Annotated in this window: 15 protein-coding genes; 12 read left to right on the forward strand and 3 right to left on the reverse strand. The window is 47.1% G+C overall.

Annotated elements, in window-relative coordinates; all coding sequences use genetic code 11:
• Positions 1-307: 307 nt before the first annotated feature.
• Complete coding sequence (locus tag EA408_00375) at positions 308-562, reverse strand: hypothetical protein (GenBank protein TVR75360.1); 255 nt, start codon at positions 560-562, stop codon at positions 308-310.
• A 329-nt stretch (positions 563-891) separates the two neighbouring features.
• On the opposite strand from EA408_00375, the gene EA408_00380 reads away from it, so the two are divergent.
• From EA408_00380 to EA408_00420, 9 genes are all read left to right on the forward strand, one after another.
• Positions 892-1,440, forward strand: coding sequence for a hypothetical protein (locus tag EA408_00380; protein ID TVR75361.1), 549 nt, complete (start codon positions 892-894; stop codon positions 1,438-1,440).
• A gap of 7 nt (positions 1,441-1,447) precedes the next feature.
• The gene (locus EA408_00385; protein ID TVR75362.1) at positions 1,448-2,329 is read left to right on the forward strand and encodes an alpha/beta hydrolase; all 882 of its coding nucleotides are present in this window, start codon (positions 1,448-1,450) and stop codon (positions 2,327-2,329) included.
• Positions 2,330-2,359: 30 nt separating this feature from the next.
• Positions 2,360-2,839 (forward strand): GNAT family N-acetyltransferase, encoded by a 480-nt coding sequence (locus EA408_00390; protein TVR75363.1) that lies wholly within the window; start codon positions 2,360-2,362, stop codon positions 2,837-2,839.
• A 101-nt stretch (positions 2,840-2,940) separates the two neighbouring features.
• Positions 2,941-3,435 carry a sigma-70 family RNA polymerase sigma factor gene (locus EA408_00395; GenBank protein TVR75364.1) on the forward strand — a complete coding sequence of 165 codons (495 nt, stop codon included), beginning with the start codon at positions 2,941-2,943 and terminating at the stop codon, positions 3,433-3,435.
• Positions 3,432-4,076: a hypothetical protein gene (locus tag EA408_00400; GenBank protein TVR75365.1), complete on the forward strand. Its 645-nt coding sequence runs from the start codon at positions 3,432-3,434 to the stop codon at positions 4,074-4,076. The genes EA408_00395 and EA408_00400 overlap by 4 nt, the downstream gene beginning before the upstream one ends.
• 84 nt (positions 4,077-4,160) lie before the next feature.
• On the forward strand, positions 4,161-5,462 hold the full coding sequence (locus tag EA408_00405; protein TVR75366.1) for a DUF418 domain-containing protein: 1,302 nt from the start codon (positions 4,161-4,163) through the stop codon (positions 5,460-5,462).
• Positions 5,463-5,892: 430 nt separating this feature from the next.
• Positions 5,893-6,948 carry a hypothetical protein gene (locus EA408_00410; GenBank protein TVR75367.1) on the forward strand — a complete coding sequence of 352 codons (1,056 nt, stop codon included), beginning with the start codon at positions 5,893-5,895 and terminating at the stop codon, positions 6,946-6,948.
• Between the two features lie 553 nt (positions 6,949-7,501).
• The gene (locus EA408_00415) at positions 7,502-7,879 is read left to right on the forward strand and encodes a HEPN domain-containing protein (protein TVR75368.1); all 378 of its coding nucleotides are present in this window, start codon (positions 7,502-7,504) and stop codon (positions 7,877-7,879) included.
• The gene (locus tag EA408_00420; protein ID TVR75369.1) at positions 7,858-8,178 is read left to right on the forward strand and encodes a nucleotidyltransferase domain-containing protein; all 321 of its coding nucleotides are present in this window, start codon (positions 7,858-7,860) and stop codon (positions 8,176-8,178) included. Before EA408_00415 ends, EA408_00420 begins: the two co-directional genes overlap by 22 nt.
• On the opposite strand, the gene EA408_00425 is transcribed toward EA408_00420, so the two are convergent.
• Complete coding sequence (locus EA408_00425; protein TVR75370.1) at positions 8,147-8,500, reverse strand: carboxypeptidase-like regulatory domain-containing protein; 354 nt, start codon at positions 8,498-8,500, stop codon at positions 8,147-8,149. The genes EA408_00420 and EA408_00425 overlap by 32 nt on opposite strands.
• A 559-nt stretch (positions 8,501-9,059) precedes the next feature.
• On the opposite strand from EA408_00425, the gene EA408_00430 reads away from it, so the two are divergent.
• The 3 genes from EA408_00430 to EA408_00440 are packed head-to-tail and all read left to right on the forward strand — an operon-like array spanning position 9,060 to position 10,396.
• A complete protein-coding gene (locus tag EA408_00430; protein TVR75371.1) occupies positions 9,060-9,554 on the forward strand; it encodes a sigma-70 family RNA polymerase sigma factor in 495 nt (164 codons plus the stop codon).
• Positions 9,554-10,195: a hypothetical protein gene (locus tag EA408_00435; protein TVR75372.1), complete on the forward strand. Its 642-nt coding sequence runs from the start codon at positions 9,554-9,556 to the stop codon at positions 10,193-10,195. Before EA408_00430 ends, EA408_00435 begins: the two co-directional genes overlap by 1 nt.
• Positions 10,196-10,396 carry a DUF418 domain-containing protein gene (locus EA408_00440; GenBank protein ID TVR75373.1) on the forward strand — a complete coding sequence of 67 codons (201 nt, stop codon included), beginning with the start codon at positions 10,196-10,198 and terminating at the stop codon, positions 10,394-10,396.
• 142 nt (positions 10,397-10,538) lie between these two features.
• Here EA408_00440 and EA408_00445 read toward each other — a convergent pair whose 3' ends face one another.
• A complete protein-coding gene (locus tag EA408_00445) occupies positions 10,539-22,508 on the reverse strand; it encodes a PKD domain-containing protein (protein TVR75374.1) in 11,970 nt (3,989 codons plus the stop codon).
• Positions 22,509-22,558: the final 50 nt, after the last annotated feature.

A 22,558-nucleotide genomic window follows, 5' to 3' on the forward strand; every position in this document is an offset into this window, starting at 1 on the left:
CGCCCAATTGAAATGGAATCAGTATAAGCAATCCGGCAAGGCAAAGAGCCATTACCGAAGGGTATCCATTTGATTTTACAACTGGCACAAGCAAAAAATAGCATATGCCGGCCATTATGCCAGGTAAAAGATGCAGGGAAACAGACTTAAAAAGGGAGTGTTCAAAAGAAGTTTTTTCCATTGTAACATTTTTTCTAATGCTGGTTTTTAATTTCCTTTATGATACTGAAAAATTTTCCGGATGGCTTAAAAATGGTGTATGAGCGGCAGGATTACCAATTCTATTGTTTTAATCCTGCTTTAAGCGCTATGCTCTTCGTTTTTTCTTAGCCGCTTTTCTCTGCCACCAGAAGAAGATAGCGGAGAAGACCAGCATCTGGGTAACGATCACAGGGATGCCGATAACAAGATCCTTGAGAAACTCATTAAAAGTTCCTTCGAACAAAAGGAATTCCGGCAGGAACAGGGGGGAGCCCAAAGCCGTCAGTCCGAACATCAGCAGGAACAGCAGCGTAAATCTCCCCAGGTAGGGCAAGAGCTGAGGTCTTTCAATCTTGTTCATTTTGTTTATGTTTGATGGATTCGAAAAGTGTATTACTGTGAATATTTTGCCACTAAGTTAATATAAAACCGTGCCACAAGAGGTATGTGTCTGGATTGCAGTTGCCTGGAAAGATGTCGACAGATTTGTAGCAATAATTTTGTGTTCGTTTCTGAAACATTAGTGTACGGGAGCGGACAGAACAATGTGTGATTTAGGCCATTAAAAGGGTAGTTATTATTTCATTACAGAGCTAAGGAGTTGAAATCCTGCAAACTGATTTGTTTGGCATTTTTTTGGCTGGTAGTTGAATTGATTTCTTTTAAACATTAATTTAAAATTTACAGAAAATGAAGATAGCATTGATCATCCTGGGGCTGGTTGTGGTAATTGTTGCAGCCCTGTTCATCTATTACGGTGGCTTGAGAAGGGTTGACTTCAATATAGAAAAACAGGGCGGAGAGACCCTTGTATATGTGGAGCAGACCGGCGATTACAGCAAAAGTGCAGGTCCGATTGACAAGATATATTATTCGTTGCTGAATGAGGAGGGAGTCGAAACATTCAGGGGGTTCGGGATATACTACGACAACCCCCAAAAGGTTGAGAAGAGCAGGCTCAGGTCGGAGGTTGGCAATATTCTCGAAGATCCTGACCCGGCAATACTTAAAAAGCTTGAAGGCAAATACAACATAAAGACCCTCCCCGAGAAGGAATATATAGTTACCGAGTTTCCTTACCGGGGAAAACTATCGGTCATGATGGGCATAATGAAAGTTTACCCCGCCATGAACAGGTTCGTTCGGGAAAAGGGATTTAATGAAGATGGCTGGGTGATGGAAATTTACGATATTCCGGGCAAAAAAATCGTCTACAGGAAAGAGGTAGTAAATAAATAACCAGCATATGGCATCAGACACTATTTACAAAAGCCCTGAGGGAGAGAAGATCCTGATGGATATCTATGACAGGCAACTGAGATCATTGAACATTGAATATGATTCCCGGTTCATCCAAACCAGGTTCGGGGATACCCATATGATCACAGCAGGCAACAAGAAGGGGAAGCCGGTTGTGATCTTTCACGGTGGTAATTCCACCAACCCGTACAACCTGAAGGCCTTCCTGCATTTACTGAAAAATTTCAGGATCTATGCCCCCGACACGATCGGTCACCCGGGCAGGAGTGCGCAAACGGTGCTTTCTTCCAGCGACAACAGTTATGGTGAATGGGCCGCTGATGTTATCGGGGGGATCGGGCCAGATCGGGCTGGTGCTATTGGGATTTCCTATGGTGGAGGCATACTTGCAAGACTGGCTGCAGTTAAACCTGAATGTATAGAAAGGGCTGCATTCATTGTGCCATCAGGCATTGCAAACAGCTCGCTGCTAAGTATCATTATGAAACTCGGCTTGCCGATGATCAGATACCGTATGTTTCCCCGAAAGGAAAACCTTGTAAAAGCTGTCAGACCGTTGATCAACACCGATGATATCGATGAAGATACCCTGGAAATGGTCGAGGCGGTTTTTAAACACGTTGATGTTAAAGCCGAGATGCCGCGCAATGCCAGGGAAGACGAGCTTGCCCGCTTCAATGGACCGGTAATGGTAATTGCTGCCGGCCGGGATGTGATGTTTCCCGGGAGAAAAGTGCTTAAAAGGGCTGAGAAGATCTTTGCAAATCTTGAGAGGCCGGTGCTTCTGGATGAGAGCTCACATATGTGCTTTAATGTTAAATCTGACAGGAAGAGGGTTCACCGGTTGCTGGAGGAGTTTTTTAATTGATTCATTATTTCCTGTAAAGCACAACGCAAAATGGATATTAGTTACCGTCAAATCTCCGAAAACGACTACCTCTTTCTGAGGGAAATGCTGTACGAGGCTTTGTTTGTTCCGGAGGGTGAAAAGCCTTTTCCGAAATACATTCTCGACCTGCCTGAAATTTCAAAGTATATAGAAGACTGGGGTTCAACTGATTTTGGTCTTATAGCACAGCATGGCGCAGAATTGATAGGTGCTGTATGGGGGAGATTATTTATGCATGCAAATAAAGGATATGGATATGTTGACGACAGGACTCCTGAGCTTACTTTGGCTGTGAAAAGCAGCTGCAGAGACATGGGTATTGGCAGCGAATTGATGAACAAATTCTTCATGCTTGCAAAAAGGAATGGATATAATGCTGTCTCCCTGAGTGTGGACAAGCGCAATCCTGCCGCCCGCTTTTACCTGAAAATGGGCTTTTCCATAATCGATGAGGTCAACACGGCATATACAATGAAAAAAGTTCTGTAACGACACTGCCATCAATTAAAATTTGAATCGTGAAAATTTTTGCAGACCAGATGTAAATTTTCAGGATCACCTGATACTAATAATGCAAAAAGACTATTCAAATGACCCATTCGGAAAAAAAAGCTGAATTTATTTCGCGGATCAGTGACTGCGCAGGACTGATCCATAAAATAGCGGCACTCTACACTGACAGAAAAGAGGATGGTGAAGACCTTATGCAGGAAATACTCTATCAGAGCTGGAAATCATATCCTTCATACAGTAACAAATCAAAATTCTCAACCTGGCTTTATAAGGTGGGCCTTAATACAGCCCTTGTATACAGAAGGAACAAAAGCCGGATGAACACTGATAGTTTAAATGATGAGGATATCGAAAAATCGGACAGTTCACATTTTCCGAATGATGAGAAAATGGCCCTTATGACAGCAATAAAGGAATTATCCAAAACAGACAGGCTAATTATCACTTTTTACCTTGAAGGTTACAATTATAAAGAGATAGCTGAAATAACGGGCCTTTCCAATGAAAACAGTGCTACAAGGATACACAGGATAAAAACTAAATTAATTGTTAAACTCAAAAATATTGCATGATGGATAATATTGAGAATATCTGGAATGAATTAAGCTGTGATTTTGATAAAAAGCGCCTGCCTGACGGTGCTGATGGCAAAATAAACAGTAACCGGTCTGATCTACTGCTTGCCAGGCTTGGCCTGAAGCTGAAGCTTGGACTTTACTGGACCATATTTTTTATGGTCGCTCTTGGGGTGGTAGCTATTGTGCATATTTCCCAGCCCCCCGTTCTTGCTTTGATTGGATTAATGTTTTTAATGATGGCCGGCAACTTAATATATTCCGGCAGACTTTACCTGAAGATCAAAAGAGAAAATGAGTTTTCACTCAATACAAGGGCAGTACTTTTAAATTATTATAGAGGTGTGGTCAGGATCCTGAAAATGGAAAGGTTGTGGACTCAATTTGCAATACCCCTGGGCCTGATTGCAGGTGTGCTTTATGTGCAATTGCTTGATACCGGCAGTTTTGGCCAGATTGAATTTGAACCGCGTACTCTGCTAATTACCGGCATTCTCATGGTCACCCTGGTTCCCCTGGTTATTCTATGGACACACTGGACACAAAAATACGCCTACAAGAATGATCTGACAGAACTAAGGACTGTGATAAACGAATTGAATGAAGATGAAGAAAACCCGGTTAATAATCCGGAATGATCCATTTTATAATACCGGACATGGTGAATATTCCCACAGGGTGTTATATTTGTTTATAAACTGATCAATTAATTAATTTTTGCAATGAACATAGAAACAACATTTCAGGAAACTGTGAATCCGGAAACAACAGGGAAAACTCTTGACTCCGGCACATTGCTTCAGCCTGTCGAACAAAGGAAGCGAATCGTAATACTTGATGTTTTACGGGGATTTGCCTTGTTAGGCATACTCATGGTGAATATGCAGTTTTTTAACGTCCCATTTACAATTACCATGGGAGAGGGCAGGCTGTGGGCCGACCCGGTAAATTCCGGTGCCAACTGGTTAATTGATTTTTTCTTTCACGGCAAGTTTTATGTGCTTTTTTCTTTGCTTTTTGGAATGGGATTCTACCTTTTCCTGCAGAAAGCTGATGAAGCAGGACGTGCCATTCTGACGATTTTCCGGCGCAGGCTCCTGATTTTACTGGCCATCGGGATTCTCCATGTGTTGTTGCTATGGTATGGTGACATCCTTGTGATCTATGCATTATTCGGCTTTGTCCTGGTCTGGTTCAGGCGGAAGTCCACTCGCACCATCCTGATATGGGCCGGGGTTTTTATGTTGCTGCCTGTAGTTTTAACTGCATTGATGGCCGGCTTTATTAATTTTTTGCTTTCAATTCCTGAAATTGCGGGTGAAATGCAGGATGGATTTGCCCAGCAGGAAGCACAATTTAGTGAGTTGACCCGGCAGGCAATACTCACTTATTCGCAGGGCAGCTTTCCGGAGATCATTTCCATGAGGCTGACGGAGTATTCCTATATACTTGGAGGGATATTATTCTTTTTCCCTTTTGTTTTGGGTATGTTCCTTGTCGGTATGGTTTTCGGCAGGAAGGGGTATCTTGCAGATATCGGAAAAAACACCGGATTTTTTAAAAAACTCCTCTTTATCAGTCTCCCAATAGCCCTGATAGCGAATTTTTTCCTGGCTCAATATGCTCCCCGGACCAGTCATACAATGCCCGACCTGGAATTGATAATTCTTAACGCCGGATTTGCCATTGGCGGTCCGTCGATGACTTTCGTCTATATTTCGCTTATTGCACTATGTATTCACAGGGGATGGTTCTCATGGCTTTCGGAAAGGATTGCCGTAACAGGCCGAATGGCTCTTACCAATTATCTTACCCAGTCAATAATTGCAACTACAATTTTTTATAGTTACGGTTTAGGGTTGTATGGACAGGTGAATGTCTGGCAAGGGATTATCCTGACCGTTTGTATTTATATAATACAGATCATCTGGAGCCAGTACTGGCTGAAATATTACAGATTCGGGCCATTTGAATGGTTGTGGCGATCACTTACATACTGGAAAATGCAGCCCCTGAAGAGATAAGCTATCCACTACCAGGTTGAATTGTACCCATTCCCCGCTTACCTGAAAACAGGGGGCTAAGGAGGGTATACTTTCAATTCAGAGAGTTTATCACCATCAACAATCGCGATAGTGTATAGCAGTATAATATGCGGATTTAATAAAAGAGGTTTCAGTTATCCTTTTTATGGAAATTACCTCGGTTACTTGAAATTGGTGCAATTTTTGAAAACATTCAAGATTTAAAAAAAATTATCTTGTACATGAGCCCCTTGCAAATGATCTCTGAAGAGATATCCTTCATCTCCGCAGGCACCAGGTCAACAGGAATCCGCGCTTTATCAGCATTTTTTTTGGCTGGTAGTTGATTGATTCTGCCGGAGTTATATTGATTTATGCGAATACAAGGGCTGCCGGCTGATTTTTAATAATAACCAGTAAAGTTTTGTTTATGAAGATACTTTCAATCGGAACCGGAGTAATAGGCACAACATACCTGTGGAAGTTTGCTGAAGCCGGGCATGATGCAAGGGTGCTCGTCAGGGCCGGCAAAGAAAACAGCACAAGGGAGTCCGGGATACTGATCAATTATGTCGATAAACGAAACAGAAGAAGAATTACCGGCACTGAATTATTCCGGCCTGCCGTGTTTACCGGGGGTAATATACCTGATGATAATGACCTGATAATAGTCTCAGTTAACAGCCATCAGCTTGACCAGGTGCTTGAAATGATTAGCACACTTAATACAGGTACGGTGTTTATATTGCAGAACACATGGAAATGCAGGGAAACGGTGAACAGGTACCTTAGCCCTGACCGCTTTATACTTGGCTTTCCCCATATGGTTGGGGGTGCTAACAGGGGTGGCGAAATAGATACCATTATATTTGATGATGGTCACACCAGAATTGAAAGCGCTGATAGTGATCATAAAAAAATGCTGGTAGAGCCTGTCCTGGAGCTGTTGCAAACAGCAGGGTTTAAACCCAAACCCACCAGGGAAATTGATAACTGGATCATATCCCATCATATTCAGCAAGCCTCCGGTATAGGTTTGTTTCTTAAGTACGGTGGACCGGAAAAAGTGCTGGCGGATAAAGCCAGGGTGCGTGAGATGATACTCACGGCCAGGGAAGGTTTGAGGGTCTGCGGGAAAATGGGTATGAGGCCGCTGTTCATATCACCTATAAATATTCTTTATTTGCCGCTGTCCATCCTGGTTCCCCTTTTCAGAAAAATGTTCTCTGCCGAAGATGAAATGAACATGGTGAGGGGGCATTATGAACACGGAAAGTATGAAATGATGCACGGCTGGAGTGAAGTTCTTGAAACCGGCAGGAAACTCAATGTGAAAATGTCTCGCTGGGGGAGCTATCAGGAGGTGATAAGGGAGGCAATGGTTGAAAATGGCGAGGTAGCTGATCAGGAGGCTGATCAGGATGTTGATCCGGTATCTGGCCGGGTGATGATGCCGGGAGAATTATTGTCTGCAGGAAAGAGATAGAAAAAAGATAATCGGCATATGATTGAGGAGGAAAAATAGCCGGCAATGTATTTAGTTTCAGCTGGCAGGAGGAGTTGTGAGCGGACGATTTTACAGAATAAAGATTGTAGCTGTTGATGAAAGCATGAGAGGGAAGGGGGCTTTCAGAAGTCTTGTTACGCCGGTCCTTGATTATGCTGATAAAGATAAGATACCGGTGTGAAACAGTTTTTTATCTCTCTTACACAGTTTAATGGCAAGGTTTCGTCCGTCCAGCCCTGCAGGCGGGATCCCTCCGCCGGGGGTTGTCCATTGTCCCACCATATGACAGTTCCTCAATCCGGGCACCTCCTTGGGCAACTTGCTCATCAGGGCAGCCGGGGTTGGTGCGAATCCTTCAAAACTTCCGCGCCAGTTATGGGTATACCATTCGACCGAATAGGGAGTTGAAACATCTGTTTTTTCTACTGCCCTGCTGATAGTTCTGTATATGCTTATTTAAGAATTGTTGATGCAGATAAATGATAAGACAAACAAAAAATTGTAATTTTGGATTAATATCAGTAATGTATATATGGATATCAAAAAACAGATAGAATACTGGATCAATTCATCTGAGGATGATCTGGAAACAGCCGGATTATTAATCAGGAACCAGAAAATTCTCTTTGGATTGTTTTTATGTCATTTATGTATTGAAAAAGCAATTAAGGCACATGTTGTAAGATGCACAGGTAATTTGCCGCCTAAGATTCATAACTTGTCTTTCCTGATAGAAAAAACCGATTTGGCTCTTTCAGAATCGCAATTATTATTGTGTGATACATTGATGTTTTATCAATTGGAAGGTCGCTATCCCGGGTATTACCCCAAGATTCCTTCAAAAATAAAATCGAAAGATATTTTGAATCAAACTAAAGATTTGTTCCAATGGCTAAAAGCGAAATTATAAAAATATTGAAGAAATACTGCACGCTGTTAAACCTGTCAGGCATTCCTGTTGAAAAAGCCTTTTTGTACGGCAGTCATGCCCGTGGAGAAGCCGGTCCTGATAGCGATATTGACGTAATGCTGGTTTCAGAATCGTTTGACAACAGTGATGAAGAAGCAAATATTAAGGCATGGTCATTCACGAGAAAGGTGGACACCCGTATTGAACCATATACAGTCGGTCTTCATCAATTTTTAAATGATGAGGTGTCACCTCTGCTACAAATAGTTAAACAGGATGGGATTGAAGTTGAATTATGATTACATCTGCAATTGAATTTGATTGTTCCCTGAGTAAAAAGTTCACTTCAATGCTGTCACCTGTCAGGAGTATTTGCTGTTCCTGGAGTGCGTAACCAAGAAATGATCCCAAAATTGTTTGACTCCCGTTAAGGTTGCTTAAGAAAGAGAAGGTGCCGTTAGCATCAGTTGAGGCACCATCATATGAGTTTTTCAGATATACATTAGCCCCGGGAAGAGTATTGCCGTTTCTGTCTGTAACTGTTCCAGAAATGTAAGTCTGGGCGTTTATGTCTCTGGCAATGAGTGAGGCGAACACAAGTACTGTTAATATAGTCTTCATTTTATTTTTTGGTTACATGATTTTAACAAAGATGAAGTGCAAGGCTGCAGTGATTGGGTTTAATATTACGGTTGTGATGCAAATATGCAGTGCAGATAGATGCTGGAAAAAAAGGTAGATAAACTGTGAATTTCGCCAGGTGAATTGAGTAGGCGGATGGATAAGCTGAGGAACCAATCAATAAAAACCGATCAGGCATGCATTGATACCTCTTTTTGTTTCTCAAATATCCTGTCCTTTGATCCATTCCAAAGCTATGAAGAAATATAATAACAGGTGCGTCTTCAGGTCCTGATAGGCACTGTTTGTCCCTGATGGAGAAAGGCCTTTTCCAAAATTCATTCTCGACCTGCCTGAAAGTTCGAAATATGTAGAAGGTTGGGGTACACCTGATTTTGGTATTATAGCAATGGATGGCGCAGAATTGATAGGTGCTGTATGGGGCAGATTTTTTATATGCCTGCTGATAATGGATATGGTTATGTTGATAAAAAATTTTGCATATTAAATGTAAATTTTCAAGACCACCTGATACTAATATTGCAAAAAGACTATTGAAATGTCCCATTCGGAAAAAAAAGCTGAATTTCTTTCGCGGATCAGTGATTGCGCAGGACTGATCCATAAAATAGCAGCAATTTACACTGACAGAAAGGAGGATGGTGAAGACCTGCTGCAGGAAATACTCTATCAGAGCTGGAAATCATATCCTTTGTACAGGAATGAATCAAAATTCTCGACTTGGCTTTATAAGGTGGGCCTTAATACAGCACTTGTATACAGAAGGAATAAAAGCCGGATGAATACAGAAAGCTTCAACGAGGAGGTTATAGAAAAGGCTGACAGCTCACCTTTTCCAAATGATGGAAAGATGGCCCTTATAACAGCAATAAAAGAGCTATCCAAAACAGACAGGTTTATAATTACCCTTTATCTTGAAGGTTACAACTATAAAGAGATAGCTGAAATAACGGGCCTTTCCAAAGAAAACAGTGCTACAAGGATACACAGGATAAAAACGAAATTAATTGATAAACTAAAAAATATTTTTTAATGGATAATATTGAGAATATCTGGAATGAATTAAGCAGTGACTTTGATAAAAAGCGCCTGCCTGATGGTGCTGATGGAAAAATAAATACCAACAGGTCTGATATGCTGCTTGCCAGGCTTGGCCTGAAGCTGAAGCTTGGGCTTTACTGGACTATTTTTTTTATGGTCGCTCTTGTAGTGGCCGCTATTGTCCATATTTCCCAGCCTCCTGTTCTTGCTTTGATTGGATTAATGTTTTTAATGATGGCTGCCAACTTAATATATTCCGGCAGACTTTACCTGAAGATCAAAAGAGAAAATGAGTTTTCACTCAATACAAGGACAGTCCTTTTAAATTATTATAACGGTGTGGTCAGGATCCTGAAAATGGAAAGGTTGTGGGCTCAATTCACAATACCCCTTGGCCTGATTGCAGGTGTGCTTTATGTGCAATTGCTTAATAAAGGAAGTTTTGGCCAGATTGAATTTGAACTACGTACTTTGCTGGTTACCGGCATTCTCATGGTCACCCTGGTTCCTTTGGTTATTCTATGGACACATTGGGCACAAAAATACGCCTACAAGAATGATCTGACAGAACTCAGGACTGTGGTACATGAATTGAATGAAGATGAAGATAAACCGGCTAATGAACCTGATTAAATGTATTGTATACTTTTTTATAGTTACGGGTTAGGGTTGTATGGACAGGTGAATGTATGGCAGGGTATTATCCTGATAGTTTGTATTTATATTATACAGATCATCTGGAGCCAGTACTGGTTGAAATATTACAGGTTCGGGCCATTTGAATGGTTGTGGGGATCACTTACATACAGGAAAATGCAGCCCATGAAGAAATGAGTTATTCACTACCAGGTTGAATTTTACCCTTTTTTATCCGGAGAATTCCTTAAGCTGGCCGGGTAATGGAAATCTAAGATATGCCTGGCAGGAAAACCGTCTACAGGAAAGAGACAGTAAACATGTAACCGGCATATTCTCGCTACTGGCCAAAGGTATTGGGAATATGATGTACCGGTCCGGTGGTTGGACGCTTGTATACCTCAATTGTAACAGTACCTTCACCTTCTGTTTTACAACCGTTGGCATCTTCAACCTCGACAATAGTATATTGATAAACATATACGGGACCCAGCGGATCGGGAGGATGCCATTCGGCAACAATCTCTATTATCAAATAATTGTCGTTAATATTTTCCAGGGTTACATCGTTGCCGTCTCCGTCAGTATAGATCAGCCTGAATGGTGCCTCACCGGTAAATTCAACCCTTAACTCAAAAACATCATCTTCGCAAATAATATCCTCTACTGGCGGCGACTCCCGTGTTATTACCGCTGAACATTCATCCTCGACTATGGCTATGGCCGGTGCATGTACATTGTAGGACGAGAAACCGGTGCCGGTTATATATCCCATATTCACTTCATCGGATATGCCGCCCTTTCCCTTCTTGCTCCACTCAGCCCCGTCCCAGTGAGCGTAGACCAAGGTTGCCAGCGACGATATGCCGCTGCGGTCGAGGTCCTTAAAGTACATTGTAACATCGGGGCTCGAACTGCCGCCGGTCCTGTTCAGGGTCCAGTATTCCGTGTCGAGAACCACCCTGATGCTGTCATCAGTTACACAATTGCTGCACGGTCCGTCTGTATCGGGAACAGCAGACTCAGGATGTCCCTCATGGAAGTATTGAGCAACAAATGTTTCATCCGGCGCTCCGGGTGCCGAGATACCGATGGGGGCCCAGACACCATTGTTCCCGGTGGGGAATATAAATGCTGTTCCACCCCGTTTCTCAATTGGACCGTCAACATGAGATCCGTCACTTCCATCTGTGGATGATGAACCTGCCTGGAGCCTGAGCATCGTACCGGTTGATGTGTGTATAATGCCATTAACAAGGTTGAGCTGTGAGGCTATATCAACATTACGGTCAATGGTAAGTGAATTGGATGTTTTATCTGTTTCAAGGGTATGCAATACCAGGGTTGCAGAGGAGCCTGAAATCTGCTGGCCTGAGCCTCCGGTAAATACAACCCTGCCGTTGTTATGGGTGTATGTTCCGTCAACCACGAGATTGCCCTCGATATAAAGGTTGGCCGGTGCAGAAAGTGCGGCTCCACTGGTAATTAAAATGTTATTGAATATGGTCTCAGATGTGCCCGTAATGGTGGACGGGCTTCCGCGGAAGGCCACTGTCCCGCCCGAGGTGAAGGTGCCGTTATTTGTCCAGTTGCCATATACATTAAGGGTCACTCCGTCAATTCCGAGTGTTGCACCATCTTCAATAGTTATGTTTCTGACGCTTGCGTCGGATCCCGAGATCTCCGGATCATGATCTGCTCCGCTCTCAATGGTAACATCAGTGTTCTGGTCAGGAAGTACACCGCACGACCAGTTCCCGGTGTTAAACCAGTCCGTGTCCACCGTGCCAAGCCACCTGCCCCTGCGCTGGACTGTGACCTGAATTTCATGGGTGTCGCTGGCCACACCATCCGTAACGGTTAGTGTTACGGTGTATATGCCCTCTGTATTGAAAGTTACCGTATGGGGGCCCTGTGTTGTTGCGCCCGAGGGACTCGCACTCGGACCGAAGTCCCATGTCCAGCTAACGGGATTGGTTGAGAGGTCTGTAAAGGTTATGGAGCCTCCCTCGCAGACAGTGGTAGCTGTGGACTCAAAGTCAGCCTGCATGCCGCAGCCGTCAAGGGTAACCATAAGACTGACCAAGGCCCCGGTGCACCCATGAACGCTGGTTTCAATGACGGTGATATTGCCGTTGTTCTCTCCGAAATCAACAGTAATGCTGTTGTTTTCAGGTCCGTCGGCTCCGGAAATAATAGTTGCGCCTGCAGGAACTGTCCACTGGTAGCTTGAACCCGGGTTCAATACAACACTATAGACTTCACCTTCGGCATTGCAAACCACGGGACTGTTACCGGTAATTGCTGATGTGGCTGGAGCGGGATGAACCGTAACCACACGATTAACCGTTTTAGGCCCTCCGCAGCCCGTCGCTGTTGCGGTAATCGTGACCTGTCCATGGAAGCCGGCATCCCAGTTCATTACCCCCGTCGTGGGGTTAAGGGTTCCTGCTGCCCCGTCGGAGAGTGAGTAGGTAATGCTTTCAGCGTTTGTTGATGCGGCCTGGTAGGTTTCGTTGGGGGCATCCTGGCATAACTCAACGGCTCCCTGGATAAACAGGGGATCGCCAATCTCAGGATTAACGGTTACGGTAACAAAATTATCTTTTACAGGACCGCATCCGTTTGTGGCTTCAGCGTGGGCATATATTCTCGCCTCGCCGCTGAAACCGGGAGCCCAGGTCATTATCCCGGTAATGGTGTTAATGCTGCCGGCTTCAACCGGTTCTGCAGAGTAACTGATGATACTTCCCTGAACCGTTTCGGCTATGTACTGGGTTGTTAAATCTACACCCTGGCAAACGGTATAAACAGGATCATCAAACTGCGGTATATCAACTTCACTATTGACAGTTACTACAACGGAGTCACTGACAGGGCCCTCATGGCCATAGGCAGTAGCAATAACATAGAGTGTTCCATAAAACCCCATATTCAGCACCAGTTCGCCTGTATTCTCATTCATGGTCCCGAACGATGGCGGGTTAATCGAGTACTTCAATGAGTCGCTGTGCTCCGCTGTTGCAGTAAATGTTTCTGTTGTGCCCTCGCACATTTCAGTTGCCGGGTCATCAAACAGGGGTGCTTCAACCGGATCGGGGATATAGAGCGGAACATCCTCAATCAGTTCGCTTGTGAACCCTGAGTGGGTGCTGCCCCTGAATCTTCCGGCTATTTCAGATGATGATACGGTAAAGCTGAATGAAGTTACCGGATCAACATCGGCATTATCAAATACCAGTTGATATGTGCCCGGGGTATCAATTGTTATGTTGCTGAAGATGGCTGTTCCGCCTGAATTGGTAATTACGGACGTTGTACCACCGAGCGGTTCGGAGCCGGCTTCGCCCACAGTTACGGTTGCCCCTTCGATCGGGTTGTTAAATTCATCATGAAGTGCAGCGGCAGGCGGCCCTTCAATAGCTGCCCCGGCGAAGCTGGATTGCGGTTGTGTAGAAATGGTTAAGGTATGGGGCGGGGCGGGAAGAATAGTGAAACTGCCGGAGGTGACACTATTGACCCCGGCGGAGCTGGCCTCGAACAGCATCTGGTAGTTTGCCGCGGCATGCGTGATAGAGAGATTGTCAAATACCGCTACCCCCGACTCATTCGTGGTTACGGTTGCAAACACGGGGTCTGATGCGAAGGCAAACCGGTTGAGGTAAACGCTCACCTCAATATTATCTGCACCATTACCCAGACCATCTGTAATAATTACAGCGGGGTGCCCGGACGGGTCTCCCTCAATAATCTCCCCTGCCTGTGTATCGGCTGGCTCTGTATGTATAGCCATGGTAAGCAGGGGGGCAATAACCTCGAAGTACTGTGATGTAACATTAACATGGTTGTGCCCGCCCACCTCGAAGTAGAGCCTGTGCTCTATTATCTCGCTTATTACCAGGTCATCGAAAACAACCTCACCATCACCATCAGTTTGTCTGTTCATGGTACCGGTCATGGCCGGAACCGTACCCCCGACCACAGATACCATAACATCGGCGTTGAAAACGGGTTGATAGAGCTGGTCGTATACCGCCACCCTGGGGTGACCCTGGACTGCCTCACCCGAAACTGTTTGTGATGGATGGGTAAGAATATCGATATATGTAGGTATCTGCTTAAGCAGAACATCCTTCTCCTCTTCCTGGGTAAACCCGCTATGGCTGGCACCCCTGAAACGGCCAACCAGGTCGTTGGAGAGTATGCGGAACTGTTGGGACTGGATATCAGGCACTCCGCCTGCTGCTGCATCGAAGTTCAGGGTGTAGTAACCGGTGGTATTTATCAACAGATCGCTGAATGAGGCATACCCGTTCGGCCCTGTGGTTTGTATTGTTGTCCCGCCATCGAAGCTGTAGCCTCCCTGCTCTGTCAGGGTAATGGCAACACCCTGAACGGGATTGTTGTAGGCGTCATAAAGGGCAATGGTTGGCGGCCCTCCTATTATTTCACCTGCTTGAGCATTTAACGGTTGTGTAACCATATTCATTTGGCTGGCAGGTCCGGGCAATACAATAAATGCACCGGAGATTTGATTTGTCACGCCGCTGTAGTCGGCGTCAAATATAATCTGGTAGCCTGCTGCTGCTGTCTCTATAACCAGGTCATCAAATATGGCATAACCCTGGTCATTTGTCATTACAGTTTGTGTTCCTGATGCAAAAGAGTTCTGGTTTATGTATACTGTAACCCCAACTCCTGCAAAGGGTTGCTGTACCGCTCCGGCCGTGGTTAAACGGACAGCGGGCGGGCCGGTTATCACCTGACCGGCGATGGTTTCGGCGGGTTGCCCGGTTATTTCCATGGTTAAAAGGGGGTCCACCACATCAAACGGCTGGGATATGGCATCGGGAACAATCCCGTCATAGCCGTCGGCCTCGAAACGCAGGGTGAAGGTGCCGGTTAGTTCGACGATCAGGTTGTCAAATTCGGCCTCGCCATTCGTATCGGTAATAACCTGCGTGGTGCTTCCGCCGGAAAACAGGGGTCCGCCTGCACCGGCAATATAGACATTGATGGTTATGCCCCCCACGGGGTTGTCAACCTCGTCGTAGAGCACAACAAGCGGCGGCCCCGCGATAGCATCGCCTGATATGGTCTCCTGGGGTTGCATCAGAATCTCTATACGGGTGGGCTGCTGACCGAGCCTCACATCGTCAATAGCTGTGGTATTAAAGCCGCTGTGGCTGCTACCCTTAAAGCGGTTTGACACGGTGCCCGAGAGAACGTTGAAAATCGTTGAAACGGCATCGTCAACCCCCGCGGAGCTGAAAGTAAGGCTGTACTGCCCCTGGTTATCGATCACCAGGTCAGTAAAGGATGCAACACCCGAAGCATTGGTATTCTGGCTCGTGTTTCCTCCATCAAATATGTATCCGCCGGTTTCGGCAACCGATACGCCTACCCCGGGTATTACATTGCCAAACTCATCGGTAACCCTCACTGATGGCGGACCGGCTATAACCGAGCCCGCGTCGGTGTCTGCCGGCTGCTGTATGATACTGATGGCATCGGGACCGGCCGGGATAACGGTAAAGGCATCGGATGCAAGGTTTACTACACCCGGATAGTCGGCATCGAAGATCAGTTGGTAACCAGTAGCCGCGGTGTTTAAAATCAGTTCGTCGAACAGAGCCAACCCGTCCGCATCAGTCGTAACAGTCAGCGTAGCCGGCTCAGATGCGAAGCTGTGCTGATTTACGACTACGGTAACATCAACACCCTCGAATCCCTGCCCGATGGCATTGGCAAGCTTGACCGTAGGTTGACCGGCCACCGGTTGACCGGCAACTGTTTCTGCCGGCTGGGTATCCATGGTCATAAACAGGTTCGGGCCTACCACTTCGAATATCGCCGAGGTTGCCGATACGGCCGGGTAATCCTGTGCAATAAAGGTTAGCTGGTATGAGCCAATCTCATCAATCATAAGTCCCGGGTAAGATATTGTCCCATCCGCTTCGGATACCAGTAGGGTTTCTCCGTCAGTTATACCCGCGCCGCCGGTAGAGACATTCACCCAAACCCCGCCCATGGGGTTGTCCACTTCGTCATAAACCCTGATGGCGGGCGGACCGGAAACCCCGGCGAAATCTCCAAGAACGGTTTCCTGAGGTTGAGTAACAATCTCTATACGTGCTGGTATCTGCCCAAGGGCTTTGTCTTTTGCTTCAAATGAAACGAAACCGCTATGCGTATTGCCATAGAAACGGTTGGCTACGGTTCCGGAGGTTACATTAAAGTTCATGGAAATGGCATCATCAACACCATCGGCGCTGAAGGTAAGGCTGTACTGCCCCATGTTATTTATTATAAGGTCGCTGAAAACTGCACTTCCAGATGCATCGGTAAGCAGGAACGTACTTCCCGCATCGAAGCTGTAGCCTCCCGTTTCGGCAACATAAATGGTTTCTCCGGCCACGGGGTTGCCAAACTCGTCGGCAAGCCTTACTGAAGGGGGACCTACAATGACAGCTCCCTCGATGGTTGTGCCGGGCTGCGTGGTGATGCTTATATTTGACGGGGGGGCATTGCTCACTTCGAATGTAACCGATGTCTCGTTGGCGATACCGGGATAGTCAGCATCGAATATTAGCTGGTAACCCATAGCCGCGGTATTGATCACCAGGTCTTCGAAAACAGCTTCACCATCCATATTGGTCGGAACAGTATAACTGCCGGAGGCAAAACCGTGCTGGTTGATGTAAACCGTCACATCCACACCGGCAAGGGGCTGATAGATGTAGTTGGTGATATTGACAACCGGGGGTCCGGCGACAGCTTCGCCTGCTATACTATTCCCAGGCTGTGTAACGATATCCATGAAGTAGAACTGGCCGGTTACATCGAAGGGAACGGACTGGACGTCAGAAACCGTTGCCGTATGATTGTCGGCCGAAAAGTTCAGCCTGTATGTACCCTGATCGCTTATTACCAGATCATTAAAGGTAATATCACCCTGTTCATTGGTTGTCCGGGTGGTTGTTCCTTCGCTGAAGCTGCCTCCATCCAGAACGCTTACGGTTACCTGGACCCCTGCCACGGGATTGTCAATCTCATCGTATATCCTTACCGCGGGGAGTCCCTCAACAATAAAGCCTGCAACGGTCTCCGCCGGCTGGGTGGTGATCTCCAGGCGAGTAGGTGTCTGCCCAAGGAGCTTATCCTGTGTCAGCAGCGATGTAAAACCGCTATGGCTGTTGCCCCTGAACCTGTTGGCCACCGTGCCCGATACCACCTGGAAGGTGCCGGAGGTAACGGATGGAACACCAGAAGCCCCGAAAGAGAGTTGGTATGTTCCCCTTGTGTTCAGCACCAGCGTTGAGAATGATGCAACTCCGGAGCTGTTGGTTGTAAGGGTTGTTATGCCCGCGTCGAATGGTATGCCCTGAATCGCCTCGGTAACGGTAACCGGTATACCCGCCACGGTATTGCCATACTCATCGTATATTGTCACTGCCGGTGGCCCCGCCAGGGTAGCGCCCTCAAGGGTCTCCAGGGGCTGTGTCGTTACCCCGATGCTATGCGCCGGGGCGCTTACCACGCTGAAGGGATCCGATATAATATTAAGAACACCGGAGTAATCGGCATCGTAAATAAGCTGATAGCCCGGTGCCGCGCTGGTGAGGAACAGCTCATCAAACCCGGCCAGGCCATCGGCACCTGTGGTAACCGTTATGACTGAACCACCGCCAAAGTTGTGCTGGTTGATGTAAACTGTTATATCAACATCGGGCACAGGCATACCTATAGAGTTTAGCAGCAGTACGGTGGGATGACCTGCCACAGCCTCTCCCGCCACGGTTTGCTGGGGTTGCATGCTCATGGTCATGGTGGCTGTTGGATCAATCACATCAAAAGGATCTGAATTGGTAAAGACGTCGGGGTGATCATCAGCGGTGAAGGTAAGGGTATAGGTTCCTGCCGCATCAATAACCAGTCCCCCGAAAGCAGCCTCTCCGCTGTTTCCGGTATACAGGGTTTCAATCCCGGCGCTGAAGGGCGCCCCTGTCACGGTAACTGAAACACCTGGAACGGGGTTGTCAACAGCGTCGTAAACCACTACACGGGGAGGCCCGGCGATCCCGGTACCAACTATGCTTTCCATGGGTTGAGTTATCACCTCGATTCTCGCGGGGGTTTGTCCAAGAGGGATCCCACTCTCCGCGGATGAGACAAAGCCGCTGTGTGATGCCCCGAAGAAGCGGGAGAAGAGCGTGCCCTGCACAACACTGAAATAGGCCGATGTGGCCTCAAGTCCGTCAACAGCAAAGCGAAAGCTGTAGGTGCCGACCGTGTTGATAACCAGGTCAGGGAAGGCAACCACACCATTGGCAGGTGTTTCGAGACTGAGGGTTCCCGCGTCGATAGCGTAACCCTCCACTGTGCTGATGGTAACCGTTTCGCCCTGCACGGGGTTGCCGTACTGATCCTCCACGGCAATCACCGGCGGTCCCGATATGGCTGCCCCGGCAACAGTCTCCGATGGCTGGGTAATGATGGTTATATGGTCAGGTGCGGCATTGTTTATCGCGAAAGTGCCGGAATTACCGGTGGTTACCCCGGCAGAAGTGAAGAATAGCTGGTAGTTGGATGCAGAGGTAGTAATGACCAGATCGTCAAAAACGGCAACACCGCCTGCATCGGTAGTAACAGGTGTCGTGCCTGAGAATGAGCCCGGATTCTGATTTGGCTCAGCCCCTATGCTTATCCCCGGCACCGGGTTGCCAAACTCATCGTAGGCAGTTGCCGCAGGCGGACCGGTAATAGTTTCGCCTGCAGTAGTGTTTTGCGGGTGGGTCGTAACCAGAATATAGCCGGCAGCGGCAGGGATTATCGTGAACGCGGCCGAATGTGCATTGGGCACGCCCGAGAGGTCAGCGTTAAAGGTTATTAAATAGCCGGCATCAGCGGTGTTTATGATAAGATTGTCGAAGGTGGCTATGCCACCGGCATCGGTTGTTGCTGTAACGGTGCTGCTGCCGCTGAACGAATTCATGTTGATGTAGGCAGTTACCACCACACCTTCCATATTGCCGCCGCCGTTATAGACGTGTACCCGCGGGGCGGGCACCATGGCAACGCCGGCAACTGTTTCTGTGGGCTGTTCAACAATATCCATAGAAAGCGTGGCATCGGTAACCTCAAAATCATTGGAGGTTACGGCAGCAACACCCGATGCTCCAACTGCTGTGAAGGTTAGATTATAGCCAGTATCATGATCATCAATTACAAGGTTGCCAAAGGTTGCATGTCCGGTTGAGTTGGTAACTGCTGTAAGGGTGCTGCCGGGGTTGAAACTGTTCTTATTCAGGGCTGCACTGATTGTGACCCCCGCGACTCCCTGACCGGAAAGGTTTGTCAAACGCACCACGGGCGGACCGTTAATCGGATCTCCGGCCACGGTTTCCGAGGGTTGGGTTGTAATATCAAGGTAACCTGCAACGGCTACCACGTTGAACGGGTCTGATGTTTTATTGGCTATATGCTCCGAGATATCTATGCTGAAGACAAGCTCATAACCGGTGTCAATTGCATTAAGCACGAGATCATTGAATACTGCTACACCGTCAACGGTCTCCCTGGAAAGTGTGCCGCTTGAAAAATCATTCTTGTTTACCGATACGGTCACTGTAACTTCATCCCCTTCCCACGGTTCACTATTGGTTTCAGTGATGGTGACGGTTGGCGGTCCCGCGACTGGATGCCCGTCAACGGTTTCCAGGGGGTGCTGTGTGATGGTCATCAAGCCCAAAGGCTCAACAACATCAAATGCACCGGATGTCCGGTCGGCAATTCCCGATGAGCCGGAGGAGAATGTTAGCTGGTAACCGGTATCTGCATCATCAATGATAAGATTATCGAAAACAGCAATGCCACTTGCATTAGTGGTAACAGTCGTGGTGCTGCCACCTGCAAAATCGTTCTTGTTGAGATATACGGTGATATTGCCACCTGTTATCGGGTCTCCTCCCGGGGTTCTGAGCAGCACTGTCGGGGGACCGTTAACCAGTTCGCCCCCGATGGTCAGTAGCGGTTCCTGGGTTATTTCTATTACAGCCACCTCTGCAACAACCCTGAAGGCTTCGGATGTTTTGTCCGGAATGCCCTCACCAACATCCACCGTGAAGGTAAGCTCGTAGCCGGTTGCAATATCGGAGAGAACCAGGTCGTCAAAAACAGCCATGCCCTGATCGTTGGTAAGCCTGGTTTCGGTTCCGCTTGCAATGCTGTTTTTATTAATAACTGCCGTAACCCCGATATCTTCCATCGGGTTGGTATCGTTGTCCAGGACCTGGATGGCCGGGGGTCCTGCTACAGCATATCCATCAACAGTTTCCAGGGGCTGCTGTGTAATGGTAATTGCACCTTCCACGGGTATAACATCAAACAGGCCGGATGAAATATCGGCCACGCCCGGGGACTGGCTTGAAAAAACAAGTTGGTAACCGGTTTCGTCATCCTCAATAATAAGATTATCGAAGGTTGCAATTCCGGAGGCGTTGGTGGTTGCCATGGTGGTGCTGCCCCCTTGGAAATCTCCCTTATTTAGGCTGACGTAGATGTTGATGCTGGGTATAGGATTGCTTGTGGCTTTATTGATGATAAGAACCGATGGGGGACCGTTAATGGTTTCTCCGGCTATGGTAAGCGTGGGCTGCTGGTTTATTGACAGCAATGCAACTTCCTCCACCACATCGAAGCTTTCAGAGGTTTCTCCCACCACCCCGCTGGTCACCGGCAGATCAAAGAAGATGGTGTAATTGCCGGCGATTTCATCAATGACCAACGCATCAAAAACTGCAACTCCGTTCGCATCTGTTGTCTGTTCCTGGGTCGCGGGATCAGAGGAGAATTCGTTCTGGTTCAGAATGGCTGTTACAACAAGACCTTCTATTCCCTCGCTTTCTGTATCCAGGATTGTTACCGTTGGTGGCCCCTCCACCATGTATCCCTCTATGGTCTCCAGCGGCTGTGTGGTCACGGTCATATTGCCCGCGATTGCAAGAACTTCAAATTCGGCCGTCATCACTGTGTCAACCCCGGATGTGCCCGGAACGCTGAAGATCATCATGTAATCGCCCGGTGTATCAATCCTCAGGTTGTTGAAAACCGCAACGCCATCCACCGTGGTTACGATGGTGGTGCTGCCATCCTTAAATGAACCGTGGTTCAGGGTGACAAGGATATTTGCAAGGAGAGGGTCGTTTGTCCCCTTTTCCTTCAGCGTGACCGTGGGCGGACCATTAATCAACTCGTCTGCAATGGTTAGCTCCGGCTGAAGGGTGACCTCAAGGAGGGCAACCTCCTGAACCACATCGAAAAGATCAGATGTTATGGTGGCTATTCCCTGTGTTGTTGCTTTAAAAAAGATTTGGTAGCCTGTCGTGTAATCGTCTATAATCAGATCATCGAAAATTGCAAGTCCATCGCCATTGGTCGTCGCGGTGGTGGTGCTGCCGCCTGAAAAATCATTTTTATTGAGGTATGCCGTGATCAATTCGCCAACCACAGGACTGCCATCATCATCAACGTAAACCGTTGGAGGACCGTAGATTGGTATGCCCTCGATGCTTTCGGAGGTGTTCACATACATGCTCATGGTGGCAATTTCTGCTGCCAGATCAAAAGCATCGGAAGTAACATCGGCAATATGAACCGAAGGGTTTGAGAAGATTAACTGGTAGCCGGTATCGTCCTCATCAATGATCAGATTATCGAATATGGCAATACCACCGCTTACTGATGCAGAAGTAGTGCTCTCAACAGTAAAATCACCCTCGTTGAGGGTAACATATACCGTGCCTGATGCCACGGGGTTATCCTCCATATCGGCAACCCTTACCGTGACGGGGTTGATAATATCGGCAGCCTCAAGTGTATGATCAGCAACGCTGTGAATGGGCTGATTCAGGATGGTTATTGTAAATTGCTCCTCGTATATCTCGAAAGATACGGAGGTCACATCTGCAACGCCTGGTGCTTCATCGTTATCCGCTTCGAAGGTGATTTCGTACCCGGTATCAAAATCATCAATTATCAGGTTGGTGAAGATGGCTTCCCCCTGTTCGTTGGTTTCAACAGTAAGGGTGCTTCCGCCGGCAAAGCTGTTCTTGTTGATAGTTGCAGTAATATTGACCCCCACCACCGGGTTGTCGGACTCATCGTAAAGGGTTACCGTGGGCGGCCCCCCTATAGTTCGTTCCTGCAGGGTGTTCTGGGGCTGCATGGATACTACCATATGGTCAGCCTGGCCATAAAGCAGGCTGACCTTTAAAACAAGTAAAACTATTATTGGCAGTATCCTGTGCATTGAAAAGAAGACAATGTGAAAAACCTGGGAATAACTGTTAATCCCGGTGG

This window comes from Marinilabiliales bacterium (assembly GCA_007695015.1).
In the GTDB taxonomy this organism is placed as follows: domain Bacteria; phylum Bacteroidota; class Bacteroidia; order Bacteroidales; family PUMT01; genus PXAP01.

Coding starts and splice junctions, on each gene's coding strand:
- EA408_00385 (TVR75362.1), top strand. CDS start 1,448: ATGGCATCAGACACTATTTACAAAAGCCCTGAGGGAGAGAAGATCCTG.
- EA408_00405 (TVR75366.1), top strand. CDS start 4,161: ATGAACATAGAAACAACATTTCAGGAAACTGTGAATCCGGAAACAACA.
- EA408_00425 (TVR75370.1), bottom strand. CDS start 8,500: ATGAAGACTATATTAACAGTACTTGTGTTCGCCTCACTCATTGCCAGA.
- EA408_00440 (TVR75373.1), top strand. CDS start 10,196: ATGTATTGTATACTTTTTTATAGTTACGGGTTAGGGTTGTATGGACAG.
- EA408_00380 (TVR75361.1), top strand. CDS start 892: ATGAAGATAGCATTGATCATCCTGGGGCTGGTTGTGGTAATTGTTGCA.
- EA408_00410 (TVR75367.1), top strand. CDS start 5,893: ATGAAGATACTTTCAATCGGAACCGGAGTAATAGGCACAACATACCTG.
- EA408_00430 (TVR75371.1), top strand. CDS start 9,060: ATGTCCCATTCGGAAAAAAAAGCTGAATTTCTTTCGCGGATCAGTGAT.
- EA408_00390 (TVR75363.1), top strand. CDS start 2,360: ATGGATATTAGTTACCGTCAAATCTCCGAAAACGACTACCTCTTTCTG.
- EA408_00420 (TVR75369.1), top strand. CDS start 7,858: ATGGCTAAAAGCGAAATTATAAAAATATTGAAGAAATACTGCACGCTG.
- EA408_00395 (TVR75364.1), top strand. CDS start 2,941: ATGACCCATTCGGAAAAAAAAGCTGAATTTATTTCGCGGATCAGTGAC.
- EA408_00445 (TVR75374.1), bottom strand. CDS start 22,508: ATGCACAGGATACTGCCAATAATAGTTTTACTTGTTTTAAAGGTCAGC.
- EA408_00400 (TVR75365.1), top strand. CDS start 3,432: ATGATGGATAATATTGAGAATATCTGGAATGAATTAAGCTGTGATTTT.
- EA408_00415 (TVR75368.1), top strand. CDS start 7,502: ATGGATATCAAAAAACAGATAGAATACTGGATCAATTCATCTGAGGAT.
- EA408_00375 (TVR75360.1), bottom strand. CDS start 562: ATGAACAAGATTGAAAGACCTCAGCTCTTGCCCTACCTGGGGAGATTT.
- EA408_00435 (TVR75372.1), top strand. CDS start 9,554: ATGGATAATATTGAGAATATCTGGAATGAATTAAGCAGTGACTTTGAT.